The following is an 18,879-nucleotide window of genomic DNA, read 5'->3' as shown; positions in this document are numbered from 1 at the left end:
GGCATCGGGGACGCCGCCGGGTTTTCCGAGACCTAAAGCCCGATGGTTATTTTTTGGCTAAAGGCTTTGCCTAACACGCGGCGAAAGGAACGCCTTTACCAGCCTGCCGAACCGGTCGCCGGGCCCTTGAGCACCGCGAAGGAGCCATCCGCGCGGCGGCGCAGGGGCTGGTGGAATTCGATCCCGACGCGGTTTTCGCGCGACCAGCGCACCTGTGCGGTGACTGTCTTGTCGGCGGAAAATTCGACCCGCACCGCGCTGCCGGCGGGCATGTTCCACAGCCCTTCGATCATCGCCCCGCTTTCGGAGATGTTGCGGAGCGTCGCATTGAGGCGGTTGCCGTTGTGGACCACCACGACACGGCGCAGCAGGTTCTGGCGCGGCGCACGGGCGGACTGCGGGCCATCGGCCTCGGCGACGAGATCGCCCGAGACAAGCGCGGTCGCGTCCGAGGCGTTCATCGGCTTGAAGTAGATATAACCCTGGATGTGCGAACAGCCGAGCAGGCGCACAAGCTCGAGCTCGTCGAGCGTCTCCACGCCTTCGGCGGTCGTGTCCATGTGCAGCGCTTCGGCGAGCGAGGTAATCGAGGCGATGATCGCGCCGTTGCGGCTGCCTTCCTCGGTCGCGCCCTGCACGAAGCTGCGGTCGATCTTGATCTTGTCGAACGGCGCCTTCTTCAGATAGCCGAGCGAGGAATAGCCGGTGCCGAAATCGTCGAGCGCGAGACGCACGCCGACCCGCTTCAGCGCCTTGAACATCGCGTCCGTGCCCGAGCTGTCGTTGAGGAACACGCTTTCGGTGATTTCCAGCTCGAGCCGCGAGGGCGCCACGCCGCTATGGGCGAGCGCATTGGCGACGATGTTGGGCAGATCGGGGTTGGCGAATTGCAGCGCCGAGACGTTGACTGCGCAGCGGATCGAGCGCGGCCAGCGCGCGAGGTCGGCGCAGGCGGTGCGCAGCGCCCACTGGCCGATCCGGTCGATCAGGCCAGCATCCTCAGCGATGGGCACGAACTTGGCCGGGCTGATCCACCCGCGCTTGGGGTGGTGCCAGCGCATCAGCGCCTCGAAGCCGACGATCTTCTCGTTCGCGGCATAGACGACCGGCTGGTAATAGAGCTCGAGCTCGCCCTTGGCGATCGCGTCGCGCAGGTCCTGCTCCAGCTCGGCGCGCTCTTCGGCGGCGGCGTGCAGGTCTTCGGCGTAGAAGCGGAACACCCCGCGCCCGGCGTCCTTGGCGGCATACAGCGCAAGGTCGACGTTGCGGATCAGCTCTTCGCTGTTGGTGCCATGCTCGGGCGCGACGGCGATACCGACCGACGCGCCGATCACCACGCTCTGGCCCTGGATCGAATAGGGCTGCGACAGCGAGGCGATGATCTCCGCCGCCATGTTGCCGAGCGAAGTGCGGGTCTGGTCGCCCGGCACGATCACCTGGAATTCGTCGCCGCCCAGACGCCCGCAGCGCCCTGCCCCGCCGATCGCGCGTTCGAGCCGCTGCGCCACCTGCTTGAGCAGCGCGTCGCCCGCCGGGTGGCCGAGGGTATCGTTGACGTGCTTGAAGCGGTCGAGATCGAGCATCAGCACTGCGCAGCTGCGCTCGCGCCCGCTGGGAGCGGCAAGGATCTGCTCGAGCGCGTGGCTCATCTGCACGCGGTTGGCGAGGCCGGTGAGCGAATCGTAATGCGCGAGGCGCGAGACCTGCTGTTCGCTGCGGCGCTTTTCGGTGAGGTCGGTTCCGTGGCCGCGGAAGCCGCAGAAGTTCTTGTAGCTGTCATAGACCGGACGGCCGGCCAGCGCCCACCAGCGTTCGTCGCCGGTGGTGGCAGCGCGCACCTCGACATCGTGGAAGGCCGAACGGGCCGAGAGGTGGAACGCAAGCGTGCGCTCCGCGTCGGCGGCGCCTTGCGAGGGGTCGACGATTTCCGACAGCGGGCAGCCCACGACCTCGTCCGAGGTCTTGCCGAGCACGGTCGCCGCCTTGGGCGAGATATAGGTGATGAGACCGCGGCGGTCGGTTTCCCAGAACCAGCCCTGCCCCGTCTCCTCGAAGCTGCGCAGAATGTCCTCGGCGCGGGCCGCGACCCTCTCGCGCGCCTCGCGGGCGTGGCGGCGGCGCTGGGCGGCCTTCCATTCCAGACGCGCGATCAGCGAAAGGGTCAGCGCGGCGGCGATCACCGCGGCATAGGTGACGTTTTCGGGCGCCAGCACGGCGAACCCAGCCCAGCTCGCGATCTTGGCGCAGAACAGCGAGATGATGCGCATGTCGAACAGCGCGGCCGCCGCGGCATTGACGCAGACCAGCGTGGCGATGGCCCATTGCCACGGCAGCCCCTCGCCCACCCACAAGGCCAGCGCGAAGCCCGCGCAGGCCATCGGCAGGACGATGCCGACAATGACGATCGTCAGCCGTGCCAAGCCGTGGGTCGCAGCCTGGCGCTCGTTCCGGGCGAAGAGAGAACCGCAGGCGAACAGGGTGGCCGATGCAAGCGCGAAGCTCAGCGTCATCGTCGAGGGAAGGCCCTGGTGGACGACGGCGGCCATGCTGAAAGCGGCGATCAGGAACAGGGTCATCCCGCCCGCTTCGCGCGGCAGGAAGAAGTTCTGCTCGCTCGCCGGCTCGTCGATCGCCTGTTGCAGCCCGCCGGCCCGTTCCGGGCGCAGCCGCTCGGGCCCGCGCCGCTCGCCGCGGGCGCGCAAATCGTTTGCACCCGCTTCGAGGTTGGCCTTTTCCTTGGCGACCGAACGCAGGTCCCGTCCGCTGCCGATGGGGCGCGGGTTATGCGTCGCAAATTTTCTGATAGGTTCCCCAGCCATCCTCGTCCCATGCCAGAAGATGGTTGATAAAAGCGTTAACCGGCATCCCTAATTCTTTCACCACGTGCTGCCCGGGCCGCGCGAGCCTGCCCCAGCACACGCTTGCAACTTGGCATCCAAGTCTGCATTCTCGGACCCACGACCGGCGACAAGGACACAGCCGCGCGAAGCGGCGCCCGCAAGGTCAGGAGAAGGGGATCCCATGGCACGCAGCGAAGTGAAGCTCGAGAACGAAGCAGCCCAGTCCACCAACGCCCTCGGGCCGCTGGTAGGCCTGGCGCGCGAGGATTTTGTCAGCGCGGTCGCGCTGTTGCTGCGCGAGACCGCCTCGGACCCCTCGCGCTTCCTGCGGCACGGCACCGCGATGGCGCAGGACATGGTCAAGATCATGACCGGCAAGAGCGAGCTTGCCCCCGATCCCAAGGACAAGCGGTTCATGGACCCGGCGTGGCAGTACAACCCGTTCTTCCGCGCCGGCGCACAATATTACCTCGCCGTGCAGAAGGGCATGAGGAACTGGCTCGAAGAGCTCGAGCTCGACGAGCTGGAACGCAACCGCGCGAACTTCATCGCCAACATCATCCTTGATGGCCTCGCGCCCACCAACTCGCTGATCGGCAACCCCACGGCGCAGAAGCAGATCATCAATTCGGGCGGTTTGAGCCTCATCAAGGGGCTCCAGAACGCCTATAACGACCTCGTCCACAACAAGGGCATGGTCAGCCAGGTCGACAAGCGCCCGTTCAAGATTGGCGAGAACATCGCGACTTCGAAGGGCAATGTCGTCTACCGCGACGAGATCATGGAGGTGCTGCAATATGCGCCGACCACCGAGGAAGTGTATGAAATTCCTCAGCTGACGATCCCGCCGCAGATCAACAAGATGTACATCAACGACCTGTCGCCGGACAAATCGGTGATCAAGTGGCAGGTCGACAACGGGGTGCAGACCTTCGTGATCTCGTGGCGCAATCCGTCCAAGGATCAGGGCCACTGGGGCATGGATGACTACATCTCGGCCTGCGAGAAGGCGCTGGAGGTGGTCTCTTCGGTCACGGGGTCGAAGAAGGTCAACGTTTCGGCCGGTTGCTCGGGCGGGCAGACCGCTTCGGTGCTGGCATCCAAGCTCGCCGCAACCGGCAATCCGATCCTCGGCTCGCTGACGCTGATGGTCTGCGTGCTCCACCCCAAACCGACCGATATCGAGGCCGGGTCGCTGGTCAGCGAGAACGGGATGCAGCTCGCCCGCCAGCGCGCGATGAAGCAGGGAGTGATCAAGGCTGACGACTTGGCGCGCGGCTTCGCCTGGCTGCGCCCGAACGATCTCATCTGGAACTACGTCATCAACAACTACCTGCTCGGGCAGGACCCGCCGGCCTTCGACGTGCTGTTCTGGAACGCGGATGCCACCAACCTCTCATCCAGCCTGATGGGCGACTTCCTGACCCTGTTCGAAACCCTCGCCTTCACCAAGAAGGGCGAGGTCGAGATGGCCGGACACAAGGTCGACCTCAGCAAGGTGACCGCAGACCTCTTCATCCTCGGCGGGGTGACCGATCACATCACGCCCTGGAAGGCGACCTACCGTTCGACCCAGCTGTTCGGATCGAAGGACGTGACTTACGTCCTCTCGCAGAGCGGCCACATGCAGGCGATCCTCAACCCGCCGGGCAACCCCAAGGCCAAGTATTTCGTGCAGGCCAAGCCCGGCAAGCTCCCCGAGACCGCCGACGAGTGGCTGCAGGGCACCGAAGAGGTCAAGGGCAGCTGGTGGCCGCTGTGGATGGAATGGGTGCAGAAGCGCTCGGGCAAGAAGAAGGCCGCGCCGGCCGCGCTCGGCAATGCCACCTACACGCCGATGGAAAAGGCGCCGGGACTCTACGTCGTCGAAGAAGTCTGATACAGGGAACCTGCGTCACAGGCGTTCCGGCACCGGTATGCCGACGCAAAAGCTTGTGGGCGCGCGCGCTATGGGATCGGCGTGCGCGCCCAACCCGCCCTCCTTTCGGGAGGGCGCAGAAAGGACGTGAATACGTGACCAATCCCATGGACGACGCGGTCGTCTCGATGGAGCAAGTGGGCGGCCGGACGCTACGGACTGCTGCCTGGCGGCTCGATATGCCCTCCGACCATCTGCCGGTTCTGTTCTTCAACGGCATCGGCGCGAATATCGAAGCGGTGGCCCCTCTGGCGGCGACCATGCCCGAGCGCGGCTTCATCATGTTCGACATGCCGGGCACGGGCGAATCGCCCGATCCGCTGGTGCCCTACAACCCCTTCACCATGAGCTGGACCGCCGCCCAGCTGCTCGACAGGTTCGGGCTCGACGAGGTCGACGTGATGGGCGTCTCGTGGGGCGGCGCGATGGCGCAGCACTTCGCGCTCCAGCACCCGGGCCGCACCCGGCGGCTCACCCTGATCGCGACCACGCCGGGGATGCTGATGGTGCCGGGCAACCCCGCCGCCTTCACCAAGATGGCCGATCCGCGCCGCTATGTGGACCCCGAGTTCATGGCGAAGCATTTCAAGACGCTCTACGGCGGCCTCACCGAGACCGACGGGCAGGACCACAAGTCGAGCCACATCGGCCGGCTGAAGCCCCCCTCCCCGCGCGGCTACATGTACCAGCTGATGTGCATGCTCGGCTGGACGAGCCTTCCCGCCCTCCCCTTTATGAGCAAGGAAACGCTGATCATGATGGGCGAGGAAGACCAGATCGTCCCGCTGATCAACGGCAAGATCCTGAAGGCGATGATCCCCAATTCGCGGCTGATCACCTTCGCAGGCGGCGGGCACCTGTTCCTGCTGACCCACGCGGACGAGAGCGTGGCGGCGATCCGCGAGTTCCTCGATGCGCCGGAGACGGCCAAGGAAGCGGGACGCGCGGCGGCGTGATTTCGGGAGTACCGCGCATTCCGTAACAAAAAAGGGCGGCCCCGGTTGGGTGCCGCCCTTTTTCGTGTCCCGCCCTCAGGGCTCGATGACGATGCCCTTGGCGGGGTCGATCTGCCCGGCGACCATGCTGGTGAACACATCGCGCGCGGCGACGAGGCCCTTGTGGCGCTCGATCGCGATGGTGCCTTCGGCCGCCTTCAGGAACTCGCGCCATGCGGCGGCGACGAGCTTGCCGCCTTCCTCCGGCCCGTGCGCCTTGAAGAAGGCGACCGCGTGGTCCGGGGCGAAGAACAGCTGCGGCTTGGGGCCGGGCAGCGGCGCATTCTGGCCGAACACCGAGCGCGCCTCGATATGGGTCGCGCCGACCAGCACCGATTGCATCAGCGCCTCGCCGAAATGGTGGTGGATGCGCCCCAGCAGCTCGGCATTGCCGGCAAAGTCGACACTGACCGAGGGCACCGCCGCGAGGCTCGCCAGATCGTCATAGGCGACGACAGAATCGTAAAGCCCGCTCGCCTCGACGAAGGCGACATTGCCCTTCGAGGTCAGGCCGACGCGCCTGATCCCCGGCGAGGACTGCCGCGCGACGCTGGCGAGGCCCATCGCGGTCTTGGACGAGGCGCTGGTGACGACCAGCTGCTCCGCCCCGAACCAGTCGACCCCGCGCAGGAAGTATTCGATCAGGAAGCCGGTGCGGAACAGCGGGCCGAAGATCATCCGCTCCGCCTCGCGCGCCGGATCATGCTCGGGATCGGCGGCAAGGCGCGTGTAGCTGTTGTAGACCGGGCTCATCGGCTGGCGGTGCGCGGCCATGTCGGTGAAGCCCCCGGCACTCACCCGTCCGGGGAGCACATCGAGGTGGCTCGCCATCGGCAGGTAGCCATAGACCCGCTCGCCCTCGGCGATGTCGGGATGGCGGCTCTCGATCACCCGCGCATGGCCCCACATCGGCACGATGCCGAGGCCATCGGGAGCGGGGAAGAAGTCCCAATACTTGAACCCGTCGCCCACCACCGCATAGGTGACGTTGTTGGCGGTGACCGAGAAGCTCTCGATCGCAAGCCGCACTTCGCCGTCGCCGAGCGGGGCGAGCGGCACCTCGGCCAGCGCAGCATCGGTCAGCGCGGCCTTGCGGACATGGACTTCGGTGGCGTTCATCGCCTTTCCCCTCCCTTATGTGGCGGGGATCACACCCGCATCGGCATCAGCACGTAGAGCGCGCGCGCCTGGTCGTTCTCGCGGATCAGCGTCGGCGCGCCGGCGTCAGCGAGGTGGAGTTCCACCGTGTCGTTGTCGATCTGGCCGAGGATGTCCTTGAGATAATTGGCGTTGAACCCGATCTCGAGCCCTTCGGCCTTGTACTCGGCCATCAGCTCTTCGGCCGCCGTGCCGTTGTCGGGCGAGGTGACCGAAAGCGTCACGCGGTCATTGTCGAGCCCGATCTTGACCGCACGGGTCTTCTCGGTGGCGATGGTCGCAACGCGGTCCACGCCCGAGTAGAACAGCTTGGGATCGACCTTGAGCAGCTTGTCGTTCGCGGTCGGGATCACGCGGCTGTAATCGGGGAAGGTGCCGTCGATCAGCTTGGAGGTGAGCACCACCCCGCCCTCGCCGCCCAGCGTGAAGCGGATCTTGCTCGCCGACAGGTCGACCAGCACATTGCCGTCCAATGCCTCTTCGAGGAGCTTGCGCAGCTCGCCGACGGCCTTGCGGGGCACGATCACGTCGGGCATTCCGGCAGCGCCTTCCGGGCGCGGCAGGGTGAAGCGCGCGAGGCGGTGACCATCGGTCGCGGCGGCCTTCAGCAGCGGCTCGTCCTCGTCGGTGACGTGCAGGAAAATGCCGTTGAGGTAGTAGCGCGTTTCCTCGGTCGAGATCGCGAAGCGGGTGCGGTCGATCAGCTCGGCGAGCATGCGCGCGGGCAGTTCGAAGCTGGTCGGCAGATCGCCTTCGACGATCACGGGGAAGTCGTCGCGCGGCAGGGTCGGCAGCTTGAAGTTCGAACGGCCGGCCTTCACTTCCAGACGGTTGTCGTTGGTGGTGAGGCTGACCTGGCTTCCTTCGGGCAGCTTGCGCGCGATGTCGAACAGCAGGTGCGCGGAAACGGTGATCGCGCCGGGCTGGTCGACCGAGGCGGCGCTCATGGTTTCGACCACCTGGAGATCGAGGTCGGTCGCCATCACCCGCACGGAGCCGCCTGCATCGGCATCGATCAGCACGTTGGAAAGAATGGGAATTGTGTTGCGGCGCTCCACCACGGATTGAACATGGGAAAGGCACCGCAGCAGCGTCGCGCGTTCGATCGTGGCCTTCATCGCTTGTCCCTATCGGTCCTGTATGTTGCGTAAGGGGAGAGGAATCGCCCCCAAGCGCCGGAAAGTCCCGAAAACCTTAGCGCCAAGACGGGCACGGGCAAGCGCGATTGCCCTCTGGGACAGCATGGCTTGGGGATAAGCGGTGCGCTGGCTCGCGGCATGGCCGCTACAGGGGGATTTCGCCGGTTCCGCCGCCGCGATCAGCGGCGCGCGTCCCACCGCAGCTGCGCCGACCGCGCCGAATGGAAGGCGCCCGCGTAGGAACCGACCATCGCGGTTGCCAGCTTGCGCTCAACCTTGCCCGAATAGGCGAAGGTCTCGACCTCCTTTTCGAACTCCGGGCCAAGGCCGGCTGCCATCATGTCGTCGAAGGTGGAATCGGCGCTGCGGATGTGGAGCGCCATCTGCCGGTCGAGCAGGTCGACATTCACGCCCTGCGCAACAAGCCGGGCGCGCATTTCGGCGACGAAGGCATTGCTGACATTCATCTCGCGGAAGATGTCCTCGTCCTGCTCGGCGACCGCATGGGTTGCGAAGCAGGCGTCGAGCGCGCGGCTGAGGGCGAGGTAATCGACCTTGGCCGCATCGCCCAGACCCTCGGCCGCGAGAAACTCGTCGACGAGCATCGCGCCGAACGCGGGGTTCGCGCTCGCCAGGCAATCCTTCTCGCCGGCAAGCGCCGGAACCGCGCTGGCGGCCAGTGCCAAGCCGATCAGACCCCTGAACACCGTCCGCATCAGCCCGTCCCCCTCCTCGTGTCCGGGCCTCAGCCCAGCATCGCCATCCCGCCGTTCACGTGCAGCGTCTCGCCCGTCATGTAGGCGGCCTCGCGGCTGGCGAGGAAGGCGACTGCTGCGCCGATCTCGGCACCCTCGCCCATCCGGCCCATCGGAATGCGGCCGTTGATGGCGGCCTGCTGCTTTTCATCGAGAGCAGCAGTCATCGCGGTGCGGATGAAGCCCGGCGCGACGCAGTTCGCCGTGATCCCGCGGCTCGCCACTTCCTGCGCGAAAGCCTTGGTCATGCCGGTAAGGCCCGCCTTGGCCGCGCAGTAGTTCATCTGCCCGGGATTGCCGGTGCTGCCGACGACGCTGGTGATGTTGATGATGCGCCCGAAGCGCGCCTTCATCATCGGCTTGGCCGCCGCGCGCATCAGGCGGAAGCTGGCTTCGAGGTTGATGCGGATCACCTGATCCCATTCCTCGTCCTTCATCCGCATACCCAGATTGTCGCGGGTGATGCCGGCGTTGTTGACGAGGATGTCCATCGTCCCCAGCGTATCGATCATCGCCGGGATCAGCTCCTCGACCTGGGTCTGATTGCCCAGATCGCAGGTGATCTCGACATGGCCGTCATGGTCGTGGGGATAGGCTTCGTTGAGCTCGTCACGGAAGGCGCGCAGCTTGGCCGCGTTGGAACCCGACAGCGCCAGACGCGCGCCCTGCGAGGCCAGCGCATGGGCGATCGCCGAACCGATCCCGCCGCTCGCGCCGGTGACCAGCGCATTCATCCCCTTCAAAGAAAACATCGCGTGGCTCTCCGGAATTACTGTGACGTGAAATTGCGCAAGCTGGCGCGCTGCATGGCCTTGGCGGCGAGGTAGACGCCGATCTGTTCAGGCTTGCCGCTCTCGGCGCCGAAACCCAGTTCGAGGATGAAGTTGCCGAACATCTCGGCATTGGCGTCGTTCACGGTGTCGACATCGCCGCCCATGCCTTGGGCGATCTGGTCTTCGAGCGCGTCCCAAAGCGCCGCGCGGTCGCCCTTGCCCAGCGCCGTGTCGATCTTGGCGATCTCGGCATTCGTCAGTTTGCCGCTGCGGCGGAAGCCAAGCTCCATCAGCCGCCCGAATTCGTAGAGCAGCGCCGAGCCCGCCTCGGGGTCGGTCCAGCCATATTGCGTGCCGCAGCCCGTCGCCACCGACATCACCAGACCGCCGAGCGCTTCCAGCGCGGGATCGTTGCTGTCGCCGATCACGTCGATCTTGCCGACGAGGCTGTCGACTTCGGCCTTCTGCTCGGCGGAATAGCCCTTCTGGATGCAGGCCAGTTCGGCCTGTTCACCGGCCGAGGCCGACGAGGCCATCATCAGGGCCGGGCCGGCCAGCAGCAGCATTGCACGCATCAAGCGATCTCCTTCGCGAAGGCCTCGAGATCCGCCATGGTCACGAGGCTGGTCACCTGCGCCTCGCGGTCGGTCCGGCTCACCATCGGCCCGACGACCTTGCCGCCCAGTTCGACGAAGCTTTCCACCCCATCGGCCCGCATGGCAAGCACGCTTTCACGCCAGCGCACGCGGCCGGTGACCTGTTCGACCAGCAGCGCGCGCTCCTCGTCGGGGTCGGTGACGGCGGCGGCGGTGACATTGGCGTAGAGCGGCAGGGCCAGCGCCTTGGGCGCGGTCGCGGCAAGGGCGTGGGCCATTTTCTCGGCCGCGGGCGCCATCAGCGAGGAGTGGAACGGTGCAGAGACGTTAAGGATCATGCCGCGCTTGATCCCGTGCTCCTTGGTCAGCGCCACCGCGCGCTCGATCGCGCCGGTGTGACCCGAAAGCACGACCTGCGAAGGATCATTGTCGTTCGCGACCTCGCACACCTCGCCTTGCGCGGCAGCTTCGGCGAGCGCCTTGGCCTGATCGATGTCGGCACCGAGCAGCACCGCCATGGTGCCCTCGCCCACCGGCACCGCCGCCTGCATCGCCCAACCCCGCAGCTTGAGGAGGCGCGACGTTTCGGCGAGAGTGAAAGCCCCGATCGCCGCGAGCGCGGTGTATTCGCCCAGCGAATGGCCCGCGACGCAGTTCGCCGTCTCGAGGATCTTCACCCCGAAATCGCGTTCGAGCACCCGCAGCGTGGCGATGGCGTTGGCCATGATCGCGGGCTGCGCGTTCTCGGTGAGGGTGAGCCGGTCTTCGGGGCCCTCGCGCATCAGGGCAAAGAGGTTCTGACGCAGCGCCTCATCAACCTCACCAAACACGTCGCGCGCGGCCTCGCTCGCTGCGGCGAGTTCAACGCCCATGCCGACCTTCTGGCTGCCCTGCCCCGGAAAAATGAATGCGCGCATCGCTGACCCCGTAGCTTATGGAAATTGGGGCGCGCCGTTACGTCCGCGCGGGCGGGCTGGCAAGGCCGAAGGGCACAACCCTGTTGGCAGAGGTGTGCCCGATCTCCGCCCGGCCGAGGTACGGGACTCCCATCCGGTCGCACCAGAAACGCGCGATCTCTTCCTCGCTCTGGCCGAATTCGACGTAGTTTTCCGGCACATCGGTGATGAAGCCGAGCCTCAGGCCGGCCAGCCGCGGCATGGTGCCGGCCAGATGGAAGAACAGCCGGTCGATCGAATACACGTGCTCGGCCACTTCCTCGACCATCAGCACATGGCCGGTGAGGTCGGGCATCATCGGCGTGCCTGCGATCATGGCGAGCGTGATGAGGTTGAAGGCCGCGGCGGGTGTGGTGCCGTCGAGGCTCGGCTCGAGGCCGCTGGTATCGCCCTCGAGCCAGCGCAGCACCCGGCGGATGCCCTCGCGCCCGCCCTCGGAGCGCGCGCTCACAGGCATATGGCCGTGGACCGACTGGCCGATCCGGTCGCGGTAGAGCGCGGCGAGCAGATAGCCGCAGTCGGAAAAGCCGACATAGGTCTTGGCCCGGGCCGCGCGGTTCATCTGGGCCACTGCCGCTTCCGCGATGCGGTTCGAGCCGTAGCCGCCCTTGGCGAACCACACGACATCGAAGGCCGGATCATTGGCGAATTCGAGCAGCGCGGAGAGCCGCCGCAGGTCGTCCCCCGCAAAATGCCCGGCGCGCTCGAAGCACTGGTCGTGGAAGGTGACGCGGTGCCCGGGGAACTCGGCCGCGACCAGCGCCTCGAGCGCAGCCTTGTGCTCGGGCGTGATCGGGGTCGCCGGTGCGCAGATCGCGATATTCGTCATATGCCCCAGCCTATGGCGCTTGTCAGGGGACGTGCAAGCCAATAACCAAGCCGCATATGGATAACACGGCCTCGTCGGAGCCGCTTGCAGGGCGGCTGCTGTTCTTCTGCGGCATCGGCGGGTCGGGGATGCTCCCCCTCGCCCAGATCGCGCACGGCCTCGGCCATCCCGTCGCCGGATCGGACCGCAGCCGCGATCAGGGCCGCTCGCCCGAAAAATTCGCGTGGCTGGAAGCCAACGGCTTTGCGCTCTTTCCGCAGGACGGGAGCGGAGTGACCTCGCCCGATCAGGTACTGGTCGCCTCGGCCGCGATCGAGGACACGGTGCCCGAAGTCGCGCGGGCGAAAGAGCTCGGCTGCCTGCGCCTCAGCCGCGCCGAGCTGCTTTCGCGCCTGTTCAACGCGGCCGATTTCTCGGTCGCGGTGGGCGGCACCTCGGGCAAATCGACCGTGACCGGGATGATCGCCTGGATCTTCGCCCATGCGGGCCTCGATCCCACGGTAATGAACGGCGCGGTGATGAAGAACTTCGTCTCGCCCGAAAACCCCTTTGCCAGCGCGCGGATCGGCGGTGCGGGGGTGTTCGTGAGCGAGGTCGACGAAAGCGACGGTTCGATCGCGCTCTACCGCCCGACCGTGGGCGTGCTGCTCAACGTCAGCCTCGATCACAAGAGCATCGAGGAGCTGCGGGTGCTGTTCGGCAATTATGTCGCGGCATCGGGGACGGCGGTGATCAACCTCGACAGCGCCGAGGCCGGATACCTTGCTCCGCGCGCCGGCAAGGTCGTGACCTACGCGATCAGGGCGCGCGAGGCCGACCTGACGGTCGAGCCCGAAAGCATCGAACACAGCGCGAGCGGCATCACCGCAGCGCTGGTCGACAACCGCAGCCGCGAGGTTGTCCCGCTCGATCTGCCGATGCCGGGGCTGCACAACCTCTCGAACGCGCTGGCGGCGATCGCGGCGGCGAACGCGGCCGGGATCGGCGTGCGGCACGCGGCCTTCGCGCTGCGCCAGTTTGCCGGCCTCGCCCGCCGCTTCGACGTGATCGGCACCTCCCCTTCCGGCATCACGGTGATCGACGATTTCGGCCACAATCCGGAGAAATGCGCCGCCACCCTGCGCACCCTCAGGGCGACGCCGGGGCGGGTGATCGCCTTCTTCCAGCCCCACGGTTATGGCCCGCTGCGCCAGATGGGCACCGAACTCGCCCAGACCTTCGCGCGCGAGCTGGGGCCGGATGACCTGACGATCATGTGCGATCCGGTCTATTTCGGCGGCACGGTCGACCGCAGCGTCGGGAGCGAGCGGATCGTCGGCCTGATCGTCGCTGCGGGTGGCCATGCAGAGCATATCGCTGACCGCGAGGACTGCGGCGCGCGCATCCTCGCAGCTGCCCGCCCTGGCGACCGGATCGTGGTGATGGGCGCACGCGACGACACCCTGACGGACTTTGCCCGATCGCTTCTCGCCCGCCTTCCGTGAGCCTCTACGCCCGCGCCGTGCGCCATGCGTGGCGGATGGCGGGCGTGCTGGCGCTCTCCGTCCTGCTGGTGCTGACGACCGACCGGTTCTACGGCCATTCGAGCCTCGCCTTTGCCGGGGCGATCATCATGCTGCTTATCGCCAATGCGCCGATGCTGCGGTTCAACTGCCCGCGCTGCGGCAAGAACGCCTTCTTCCGCGGGCCTTTCGTGGTGCCCTGGCCGAACCGCAGCTGCAACCGCTGCGGGCTCGACCTCGACACCCCGCCCCCTTCGCAAAATCGCTGATGGCTGCGGCGGCGGGGGGCGGTTAGCTTCAGGCCCATGCATTCGCGCGACTTTTCCCTCGATACGCTGCTCGCGAACTGCGCGCAGCGTCACGGCCACCGCCTTGCGAGCGTCGACGGCACCCAGCGCCTGACCTGGGCCGAGCTCGATGCACGGGTGACGAACCTTGCCCGCTGGCTTCTGGCGCGGGGTATCGCGCCCGGCGACCGCATCGCCATCCTGATGACCGACGGTGCGCCCTTCCTCACCACCCTGCTCGCCGCAGGCCGGATCGGAGCGATATCGGTGCTGCTCAACTGGCGGCTTGCCCCGGCGGAACTGGCGTGGATCTGCGGCAATGCCGAGCCGGCGATGACCTTCGTCAACCCGCGCTTTGCCGATCTGCTGGCGGGTGCTGCGGCGGGGGAGGTGTGGCTGGTTGACGAAGCACATTCGCGCGACGGCTGGTTCGAAGAGGCTGTTGGATCCGCCCACGGCCCGATCCAACACGCCTACGACCTCGGCCTCGATCTTGCCCCCGACCGGCCGCTCTACATGATGTACACCAGCGGCACTACGGGTAAGCCCAAGGGCTGCCTTCAGGCCGGGAGCGCCGTCGCGGCCTCGGCGCTCGGCTTCGCGCAGCACCGGCGGTTCACGGCGGACGAGGTGCTGCTCTCGGTCAATCCGCTGTTCCATGTGGTGGGGATGCAGCAGGTCGCCGCGATGCTCGCCTGCGGGGGCACCTCGGTGTTCGCAGGCCGCGACGACGACAATGCCGCGATCCTCGAACTCGTCCACCGCGAGGGCTGCACCACCACCAGCGCCTTCCCGACGATCTGCTTCCCGTGGCAGGCGATGAATCCGGTGCGCGAAGGCCGGATGCCGCTCACCAACTATACCGGCGGGGCGGGCATGGGCCGGCCGCAGATGTACGACTTCATCGAGAAGGACTGGGACGCCCGCGTCGTCGGCGGCTACGGCCAGACCGAGATCTGCGGCTTTGCCACCTTCATCGACTACCCCGACATGCTCGAAGCCCCCCGCTCGATCGGCTGGACGCTGCCGCACGTGACCATGACCGTGCTCGATCCCGAAGGGAACCACTTGCCCCCCGGCGAAGAGGGCGAGCTGTGCCTGCGCGGGCCTTCGGTGATGCTCGGCTACTGGCGCAACCCCGAGGCTTCCGAGGCCGCGCTCGGCCACGGCTGGCTGCGCACCGGCGATCTCGGCACGATGGACACCCGCGGGCGCGGCTATCTGCTCGGGCGCGCCAAGGAGCTGATCAAGACCGGCGGCGAGAACGTCTACCCCGCCGAGGTCGACGCGATCTTCGCCGCCATGCCCGAAGTCGCCGACGCCGGGTGCTGCGGGGTGCCCGACAAGCAATGGGGCGAGGCGGTCAAGGCCTTCGTGGTGCTGAAGCCCGGCCAGACCCTCACCCGCGAGGAGATCACCACCCGGTTCAAGGGCCAGATCGCCGGATACAAGCGCCCGCGCTACATCGAGTTCGTCGACCAGCTGCCGCGCGATCCCATCGGCAAGCTGCTGCGCCGCGAGCTGTCCGCAAGGCCGGTCACGCCCGACCAGGCGGCCTAGCCCGCCGGCAGCACCCGCTTGAGGTGCACCAGCAGGTCTTCGCCATGCAGCGGCTTGGCGAGCACGGGTGCGCCCGCCATCTCGGCGGGAAGCTGGCTTTCGCTGAAGCCGGTGACGATAACGAAGGGGATGCCCCGCTCTTTCAGTACCCGCGCCACCGCCAGCGAGCTTTCGTTGCGCAGCGACACATCGAGCACCGCCGCATCGCACCCCGTCGTCTCGATCTGGCCGAGCGCCTTGGCAACCGAGGGGCACGGCCCGACCACGGTGGCACCGGCAGCCTCGATCAGGTCCGCGATCTCGCAGGCGAGGAAATACTCGTCCTCCACGATCAGCACCCGCGCGCTCATGCTCCGGCTCCTTCCTGCACATTGCCGATCGGGCAATCGAGGCGCCAGCGATAGCCTGCGGGGGCGAAATCGCTTTCGACCTCGGCATCGAGGCTCATGGCGACCATCTCGCCGGTGACGATCGAGCCGAAGCCGCTGCTGGCCGGAGGGGTGACGGGCGGGCCTCCGCTTTCGGTCCAGGTCATCTCGAAACGGTCGCCCGCAGGATCGGCAAGGCGGCGCCAGTCGAGCGTCACCCGGCCGCTATCGGTCGACAGGGCGCCGTACTTGCTGGCGTTGGTGACGAGTTCGTGGAGCGCCATCCCGATCGCCTGCACCGCCGATGAGGACAGCGCAATATCCTCGCCTTGAAGGATGATGCGGTGGCCGATGAGGTCCTTGAAATGGCCGAGCTGGGTGCGGATCAGCGCGTCAAGCTGCACCCCCTTCCATTCGTTCATCACCAGAAGATCCTGCCCCGCCGCGAGCGAGCGGATGCGCGCGGCGAAGTTGGCCATGAAGGTTGCATGGTCCGCGCCGCTGGTGCGCTTGGCGACCGAGAGCACCACCGCGAGCAGGTTCTTGGCACGGTGGTTGACCTCGCCCAGCAGCAGCTGGACATGGCGTTCGCGGTTCTTCTCGTCGGTGATGTCGAGATTGGTGCCCACCACCCATTCGGCCCGCCCGTCCGGCCCGGCCCGCGCGGTCTCGACCGCGCGCAGGTGGCGCAGGCTGCCGTCATCGCCGCGGAAGATGCGGAACTCGCGGGTGCCTTGCGTGCAGTTGCGAACCGTGTTGAACAGCAGGCGCTGCTGTTCGGCCAGATCGTCGGGGTGGATGCGGGCAAGGTAGACGTTATGATCCAGCTTCCCGTCGGGCGTGGGCTTGAGGCCGTAAAGCTCGAACAGGGTGCTGTCCGAGGTAACCTCGCCGGTCGCGATGTTCCATTGCCACAGGCCGATGCCCGCGGTCTCGGTGGCGAGGTGCGTCTTCACCTCGCTTTCGCGCAGGGCCTCCATCGCCGCGAGGCGCTCCGCATCGCGCCGTTCCAGTTCCTCGACCACCTGCTGGTTCGCGGCGGCGAGATCACGGCTGATCTGGCGCTCGCGGCGCAGCTGCTGGTTGGCGGCCTGCAAGCCGTAAATCAGCGCCAGATCGATCGAGACCACGAAGAGATAGAGGCCGAGCGCCACCCGCGCCCCTTCGAGCTGGAAGGAATAGACCGGCGGGACGAAGTAGTACCAGGCGAGGAAGAACGACAGGAGCGCCGCCAGCGTGCCCATCCGCACGCCGAAGACGAAGGCGGTGAACACGACGGCGGGGAAGAAGGTGACATAGGGAAAGCCCGGGGGCAGCGCGCTGTTGAGCAGCATGCGCGCCCCCCAGGCGAGCGCGACGATGCCGAGCGTCGCGGCCAGACGCACAGGGCTGCCGATGCGGTCCGAAGGCAGGCCTTCGATCCAGCGCGTCAGCCCGGCGGACATGCGTGATCCGCTCTGCGCTTCAGTCACCCGGCAACACCGATCGCTTGCTCCCTGCGTCCTGTGAGAAGACCGCCTTCTACCGCAGCCGGCCTTGCGCTCCAACCGGCCTGCGGCATGGCGGGTTGCATTCCCTGCAAGCCGACTACTGCGGCAGCGCCTTGCGGCCCTCTTCCTCGCGGGTGAAGGCGCGGATGTAGGCCGGACGTGCGGTGAGGCGCTCGCGGTAGGCCTTTAGGCTTTCCGGCACGCCCTCGTCCAGCCCCACGCTCTGTGCGAGGATCAGGGCATAGCCGACGCAGATGTCGGCGACGGTGAATCGGTCGGCGCAGAGGAACGCGCGGGCCTCGAGGCGCTGTTCGATCTTGATTAGGCGCTTGTGGAACCACTTGGCGTAGGCGTGGCCGGCCTCCTGCAATCCCTTGTCCTTCTCGAACAGGCAGAAGCGCATGTAGACGGTCTGCGGGAAGGTGATCGTGGCATCGGCGTGGTAGGTGAAGTCGAGGTATTCGCCATAGTCGCGCTCGCCCGGCGCGACCGCCAGCGGTGTCGGCCCGTCGCGGGTGGCGAGGTAATGGGCGATGGCGCAGCTCTCGGTCAGCTTGGTTTCCCCGTCGACCAGCATCGGCACGGTGCCGAGAGGGTTGATCGCCAGATATTCGGGCGCGAGGTAGCGCGGGGGGAACGGGAGGACCTTGAGGTCGATGTCGACGCCAGCTTCCTCGGCCGCCCAGGTCGCGCGAAGCCCGCGCGAGCGCGCGCAGGTGTAAAGGACAGGTGTGGTCATGGGGGACGCGCTTAATGTGCCTTGTCCGCGCCCACACCCAGCACTTTGTGCAGGCCGAGCGCGATAATCGTGCCGAGCACCAGGCCGACGATGGCGGAGAGCGCCGTCGCCGTCAGCCACCCGAGCACGCCGCCTGCCGCACCCGCCATCTCGTGGACGGCATGTTCGGCGCCGTGGATCGGGGCATAGAGCCCGTCCCAGCCCAGCTTGTGGAGGCTGTCGACCACGATATGCCCGCCGACCCACAGCATCGCGACAGTGCCGATCAGCGACAGGGCGACCAGCAGCTTGGGCACGAAAGCGAGGAGGAAACGCCCGAAGCTCTGCGCCGCCTTGCTCGCCTGCTTGGTGAGGTGGAGGCCGATATCGTCGAGCTTCACGATCAGGCCGACGACGCCGTAGACGCCCACCGTCACCGCGACCGCAACCAGCGCCAGCACCGCACCGCGCATGACGAGGGTCTCGTCGGCGACCTCGTTGAGCGCGATCGCCATGATCTCGGCCGAAAGGATGAAGTCGGTGCGGATCGCCCCGCCCACACGCTCGTTCTCGAAGGCGACGGGATCGGTGATCTCGTCCTCCAGCGTGTCGCCGTGCTTGGCGAAGCCCAGCTTCTCCATCACCTTCTCCGCGCCCTCGTAGGCGAGGAAGGAGCCGCCGAGCAGCAGCAGCCAGACGATCGCGGCCGGCAGGAACTCCGACAGCAGCAGCGCGCCAGGCAAGAGGAACACCAGCTTGTTCTTGAGGCTGCCCTTGGTGATCTTCCAGATGATCGGCAGTTCGCGCGCAGGGGAGAGCCCGGTGACGTAGCTCGGGGTGACCGCCGCATCGTCGATCACCACGCCCGCCGTCTTGGTGCCCGCGCGCCCGGCGGCCACCGCCACGTCGTCGATCGAGGCGGAAGCCGCCTTGGCGATGACCGAAATATCGTCGAGCAGTGCGACCAGACCTGAAGGCACGGACAATTCCCCCTG

General features: G+C 67.0%; 17 protein-coding genes. 5 read left to right on the top strand and 12 right to left on the bottom strand.

Translation table 11 applies throughout. The annotated features are described in order from the left end of the window. Positions 1-95: 95 nt before the first annotated feature. Positions 96-2,819 carry an EAL domain-containing protein gene (locus BZF57_RS03900; RefSeq protein WP_240505842.1) on the bottom strand — a complete coding sequence of 908 codons (2,724 nt, stop codon included), beginning with the start codon at positions 2,817-2,819 and terminating at the stop codon, positions 96-98. 202 nt (positions 2,820-3,021) lie between these two features. Between BZF57_RS03900 and BZF57_RS03895 the strand changes: the two genes are divergently transcribed. Further along, positions 3,022-4,719 (top strand): PHA/PHB synthase family protein, encoded by a 1,698-nt coding sequence (locus tag BZF57_RS03895; RefSeq protein WP_086734881.1) that lies wholly within the window; start codon positions 3,022-3,024, stop codon positions 4,717-4,719. A 134-nt stretch (positions 4,720-4,853) separates the two neighbouring features. After that, on the top strand, positions 4,854-5,714 hold the full coding sequence (locus BZF57_RS03890) for an alpha/beta fold hydrolase (protein ID WP_240505841.1): 861 nt from the start codon (positions 4,854-4,856) through the stop codon (positions 5,712-5,714). Positions 5,715-5,789: 75 nt separating this feature from the next. Here BZF57_RS03890 and BZF57_RS03885 read toward each other — a convergent pair whose 3' ends face one another. The 7 genes from BZF57_RS03885 to BZF57_RS03855 all read right to left on the bottom strand — a co-directional run bounded on the left by BZF57_RS03885 (position 5,790) and on the right by BZF57_RS03855 (position 11,959). Further along, a complete protein-coding gene (locus tag BZF57_RS03885) occupies positions 5,790-6,872 on the bottom strand; it encodes a DUF2855 family protein (protein WP_086734877.1) in 1,083 nt (360 codons plus the stop codon). A 29-nt stretch (positions 6,873-6,901) separates the two neighbouring features. Next, on the bottom strand, positions 6,902-8,029 hold the full coding sequence (dnaN, locus tag BZF57_RS03880) for a DNA polymerase III subunit beta (RefSeq protein ID WP_086734874.1): 1,128 nt from the start codon (positions 8,027-8,029) through the stop codon (positions 6,902-6,904). A gap of 200 nt (positions 8,030-8,229) precedes the next feature. Next, positions 8,230-8,766 carry a hypothetical protein gene (locus BZF57_RS03875; protein ID WP_086734871.1) on the bottom strand — a complete coding sequence of 179 codons (537 nt, stop codon included), beginning with the start codon at positions 8,764-8,766 and terminating at the stop codon, positions 8,230-8,232. Positions 8,767-8,795: 29 nt separating this feature from the next. Then, complete coding sequence (gene fabG / locus BZF57_RS03870; protein WP_086734869.1) at positions 8,796-9,557, bottom strand: 3-oxoacyl-[acyl-carrier-protein] reductase; 762 nt, start codon at positions 9,555-9,557, stop codon at positions 8,796-8,798. Positions 9,558-9,574: 17 nt separating this feature from the next. Next, positions 9,575-10,153: a hypothetical protein gene (locus tag BZF57_RS03865; RefSeq protein ID WP_086734867.1), complete on the bottom strand. Its 579-nt coding sequence runs from the start codon at positions 10,151-10,153 to the stop codon at positions 9,575-9,577. After that, positions 10,153-11,091: an ACP S-malonyltransferase gene (locus BZF57_RS03860; protein ID WP_086734865.1), complete on the bottom strand. Its 939-nt coding sequence runs from the start codon at positions 11,089-11,091 to the stop codon at positions 10,153-10,155. The genes BZF57_RS03865 and BZF57_RS03860 overlap by 1 nt, the downstream gene beginning before the upstream one ends. Positions 11,092-11,128: 37 nt before the next feature. Beyond that, positions 11,129-11,959 carry an LD-carboxypeptidase gene (locus BZF57_RS03855; RefSeq protein ID WP_086734863.1) on the bottom strand — a complete coding sequence of 277 codons (831 nt, stop codon included), beginning with the start codon at positions 11,957-11,959 and terminating at the stop codon, positions 11,129-11,131. A gap of 56 nt (positions 11,960-12,015) precedes the next feature. Between BZF57_RS03855 and BZF57_RS03850 the strand changes: the two genes are divergently transcribed. Genes BZF57_RS03850 through BZF57_RS03840 form a run of 3 tightly spaced genes read left to right on the top strand, consistent with a single transcriptional unit; the run spans position 12,016 to position 15,308 of the window. Continuing rightward, positions 12,016-13,443: a glutamate ligase domain-containing protein gene (locus tag BZF57_RS03850; protein ID WP_086734861.1), complete on the top strand. Its 1,428-nt coding sequence runs from the start codon at positions 12,016-12,018 to the stop codon at positions 13,441-13,443. Then, positions 13,440-13,730, top strand: a complete 291-nt coding sequence (locus BZF57_RS03845) for a hypothetical protein (protein ID WP_240505840.1) — start codon at positions 13,440-13,442, stop codon at positions 13,728-13,730. Before BZF57_RS03850 ends, BZF57_RS03845 begins: the two co-directional genes overlap by 4 nt. Positions 13,731-13,766: 36 nt before the next feature. Next, on the top strand, positions 13,767-15,308 hold the full coding sequence (locus tag BZF57_RS03840) for a class I adenylate-forming enzyme family protein (RefSeq protein WP_086734859.1): 1,542 nt from the start codon (positions 13,767-13,769) through the stop codon (positions 15,306-15,308). Here the strand turns inward: BZF57_RS03840 and BZF57_RS03835 are convergent. The 4 genes from BZF57_RS03835 to BZF57_RS03820 form a co-directional block, all read right to left on the bottom strand. Beyond that, a complete protein-coding gene (locus tag BZF57_RS03835; RefSeq protein ID WP_086734857.1) occupies positions 15,305-15,658 on the bottom strand; it encodes a response regulator in 354 nt (117 codons plus the stop codon). The genes BZF57_RS03840 and BZF57_RS03835 overlap by 4 nt on opposite strands. Further along, on the bottom strand, positions 15,655-17,121 hold the full coding sequence (locus BZF57_RS03830) for an HWE histidine kinase domain-containing protein (protein WP_086734855.1): 1,467 nt from the start codon (positions 17,119-17,121) through the stop codon (positions 15,655-15,657). Before BZF57_RS03830 ends, BZF57_RS03835 begins: the two co-directional genes overlap by 4 nt. 142 nt (positions 17,122-17,263) lie before the next feature. Continuing rightward, entirely contained in the window at positions 17,264-17,905 is a 642-nt protein-coding gene (locus BZF57_RS03825) for a glutathione S-transferase family protein (protein WP_086734853.1), read from the bottom strand. An 11-nt stretch (positions 17,906-17,916) separates the two neighbouring features. Further along, a complete protein-coding gene (locus BZF57_RS03820) occupies positions 17,917-18,864 on the bottom strand; it encodes a DUF808 domain-containing protein (RefSeq protein ID WP_086735919.1) in 948 nt (315 codons plus the stop codon). Positions 18,865-18,879 lie beyond the last annotated feature (15 nt).

Source organism: Erythrobacter colymbi, from assembly GCF_002155685.1.
In the GTDB taxonomy this organism is placed as follows: Bacteria; Pseudomonadota; Alphaproteobacteria; order Sphingomonadales; family Sphingomonadaceae; genus Erythrobacter; species Erythrobacter colymbi.
Note: the sequence above shows the minus strand (reverse complement) of the source record. Positions and strands in the feature narration are given on the sequence as shown.

What these genes read in the sequence shown, in the direction of transcription:
- BZF57_RS03835 (WP_086734857.1), bottom strand. Translation starts at nt 15,658, where the DNA reads ATGAGCGCGCGGGTGCTGATCGTGGAGGACGAGTATTTCCTCGCCTGC.
- BZF57_RS03850 (WP_086734861.1), top strand. Translation starts at nt 12,016, where the DNA reads ATGGATAACACGGCCTCGTCGGAGCCGCTTGCAGGGCGGCTGCTGTTC.
- BZF57_RS03855 (WP_086734863.1), bottom strand. Translation starts at nt 11,959, where the DNA reads ATGACGAATATCGCGATCTGCGCACCGGCGACCCCGATCACGCCCGAG.
- BZF57_RS03830 (WP_086734855.1), bottom strand. Translation starts at nt 17,121, where the DNA reads ATGTCCGCCGGGCTGACGCGCTGGATCGAAGGCCTGCCTTCGGACCGC.
- BZF57_RS03885 (WP_086734877.1), bottom strand. Translation starts at nt 6,872, where the DNA reads ATGAACGCCACCGAAGTCCATGTCCGCAAGGCCGCGCTGACCGATGCT.
- BZF57_RS03840 (WP_086734859.1), top strand. Translation starts at nt 13,767, where the DNA reads ATGCATTCGCGCGACTTTTCCCTCGATACGCTGCTCGCGAACTGCGCG.
- BZF57_RS03860 (WP_086734865.1), bottom strand. Translation starts at nt 11,091, where the DNA reads ATGCGCGCATTCATTTTTCCGGGGCAGGGCAGCCAGAAGGTCGGCATG.
- fabG (WP_086734869.1), bottom strand. Translation starts at nt 9,557, where the DNA reads ATGTTTTCTTTGAAGGGGATGAATGCGCTGGTCACCGGCGCGAGCGGC.
- dnaN (WP_086734874.1), bottom strand. Translation starts at nt 8,029, where the DNA reads ATGAAGGCCACGATCGAACGCGCGACGCTGCTGCGGTGCCTTTCCCAT.
- BZF57_RS03875 (WP_086734871.1), bottom strand. Translation starts at nt 8,766, where the DNA reads ATGCGGACGGTGTTCAGGGGTCTGATCGGCTTGGCACTGGCCGCCAGC.
- BZF57_RS03895 (WP_086734881.1), top strand. Translation starts at nt 3,022, where the DNA reads ATGGCACGCAGCGAAGTGAAGCTCGAGAACGAAGCAGCCCAGTCCACC.
- BZF57_RS03865 (WP_086734867.1), bottom strand. Translation starts at nt 10,153, where the DNA reads ATGCGTGCAATGCTGCTGCTGGCCGGCCCGGCCCTGATGATGGCCTCG.
- BZF57_RS03825 (WP_086734853.1), bottom strand. Translation starts at nt 17,905, where the DNA reads ATGACCACACCTGTCCTTTACACCTGCGCGCGCTCGCGCGGGCTTCGC.
- BZF57_RS03900 (WP_240505842.1), bottom strand. Translation starts at nt 2,819, where the DNA reads ATGGCTGGGGAACCTATCAGAAAATTTGCGACGCATAACCCGCGCCCC.